This window comes from Lyngbya sp. CCY1209 (assembly GCF_035615495.1).
GTDB lineage: Bacteria > Cyanobacteriota > Cyanobacteriia > Cyanobacteriales > Microcoleaceae > Limnospira.
Map to the genome: position 1 here is coordinate 1 of NZ_JAJENU010000328.1, position 621 is coordinate 621.

General features: G+C 46.1%; 1 protein-coding gene. It reads left to right on the top strand.

The features are described 5' to 3' along the window. A partial coding sequence (locus tag LKE08_RS09475; RefSeq protein WP_324703976.1) for a reverse transcriptase N-terminal domain-containing protein occupies positions 1 to 621 on the top strand: 621 nt, incomplete at both ends.

The window sequence follows — 621 nt, forward strand, 5'->3', positions numbered from 1 at the left end:
CGAGGTCTAGTCAAACTAAAGGATTCGGCAAACCGAAACCAATGGTCACTAAGAATGCATGGAGAGCTATCAATTGGACAAAAGTCCAGCGGATGGTTTTCAAGTTGCAAAAACGTATCTATCAAGCGGCTCAATCGGGACAAGATGCAAAAGCTAGAAGGTTGCAGAGACTCCTTTTGAAGTCATATTACGTGAGGCTACTAGCGGTAAGGCGAGTAACCCAAGACAACCAAGGCAAGAAGACAGCCGGAGTGGATGGAGTAATAGCAATATCCCCAAAACAAAGGTTTGAACTTGTTGAGGAAATCAAAGGAAACTTCAAAGCCAAACCGTTACGGAGAGTCTGGATACCAAAACCCGGACGGGATGAAAAACGTCCCCTGGGAATCCCAACAATCCGAGACAGAGCCAAGCAAACCGTGGTCAAAATGGCAATGGAACCTTACTGGGAACCATTATTCGAGGGGACAAGCTATGGGTTTCGACCCGGACGCTCAACCCTTGATGCAATCGGCAGAATATTTGTCGCAATTAATCAAGGGGAATACTACGTCCTCGATGCCGACATTGCCAAATGTTTCGACCAGATTGACCATGATTACCTGCTATCCAAACTTCATT